This is a genomic window from Aurantimonas sp. A3-2-R12 (assembly GCF_036016755.1).
Lineage (GTDB): Bacteria > Pseudomonadota > Alphaproteobacteria > Rhizobiales > Rhizobiaceae > Aurantimonas > Aurantimonas coralicida_A.
This window is the reverse complement of sequence record NZ_JAYXIH010000122.1, coordinates 1-1,132: the sequence shown is the minus strand read 5'-3', so window position 1 is coordinate 1,132 and position 1,132 is coordinate 1. Positions and strand designations below refer to the sequence as shown.

Sequence of the window (1,132 nt, the reverse complement as noted above, 5' to 3'; positions counted from 1 at the left end):
GCAGCAAGTGCGGCGGCGTCAACCGCTTGCCGCCGTCGCGATCGGCCAGCGGCGCCAAATGCGGGAAATGCGGGGCGAAGCTGTTCGCCGGCCATCCCGAGGATGTCGGTGCTGAGAATTTCGACCGCCAGATCGCGCGCGGCACCGTGCCGGTTCTCGTCGATGTCTGGGCCCCCTGGTGCGGACCATGTCTGGCGATGGCGCCCGCCTATGAGGCGGCGGCGCGCGATCTGGAGCCGCGGGTCCGCATGATCAAGCTCAATTCGGAAGCCGAACAGGGAGCCGCCTCTCGACTCGGCATTCGCGGCATTCCGACGATGATCCTGTTCCTGGATGGGCGGGAGACGGCCCGAACCTCGGGCGCGATGTCGGCCAATCAGATCGTGCAATGGGTGCGTGACAAGTTGCCGACTGCGGCGGCTTGAGCCTGCCATCCATCGGCGCCGCAACAGAGGCGTCGAAGCGTTGCGCAGTACCGATAAAGAACACGGGCATTCGAGGCATGGTTGGCATGGAATCAGTTGCATGAAGGACCCTTACGAGACCCTCGGCGTCGACCGCTCTGCGACCAGCAAGGAGATCAAGGCCGCGTTCAAGAAACTGGCGCGCAAGCACCATCCGGATCTGCATCCGGGCGACAAGGAGGCTGAGAGTAGGTTCAAGGACCTCTCGGCGGCAAACGACCTGCTCAAGGACCCGGAAAAACGCCGGCGCTTCGATGCGGGCGAAATCGACGCCAGCGGAGCCGAGCGCCCGCATGAGCGCTTCTATCGCGATTTCGCAGACGGCCCCGCCTACGCTTCGCACGCCGCACAGGACGGATTTGCGAGTAAGGAAGATCTGGAGGAATTTCTCTCTCGCGCGTTTTCGAGCGGAGGACGGCGAGCCCAGGGCACGTTCAGGGCGCGTGGACAGGATGTGAGTTACGCGCTCCCGGTGGCTTTTCTGGATGCGGCCAATGGCGCGACGCGGACGATCACATTACCCGAAGGCAAGACCTTGCAGGTCAAGATCCCCGAAGGCGCAGCCGACCGGCAGATGCTGCGGCTGAAAGGGCAAGGGATGCCCGGGTTCGGCGGTGGAGCCCCGGGCGACGCCTATGTCGAACTGCATGTCCAGCCGCATTCGTTCT

General features: G+C 64.3%; 2 protein-coding genes. Both read left to right on the top strand.

The window, feature by feature from the left end; all coding sequences use genetic code 11:
- Positions 1–425: thioredoxin TrxC (gene trxC, locus VSX60_RS22330; RefSeq protein ID WP_327626431.1), on the top strand; the 425-nt coding region annotated here is incomplete at its 5' end.
- Between the two features lie 100 nt (positions 426–525).
- Positions 526–1,132, top strand: a 607-nt coding sequence (locus tag VSX60_RS22325) for a DnaJ domain-containing protein (RefSeq protein WP_327626430.1), incomplete at its 3' end; no start/stop codon positions are given.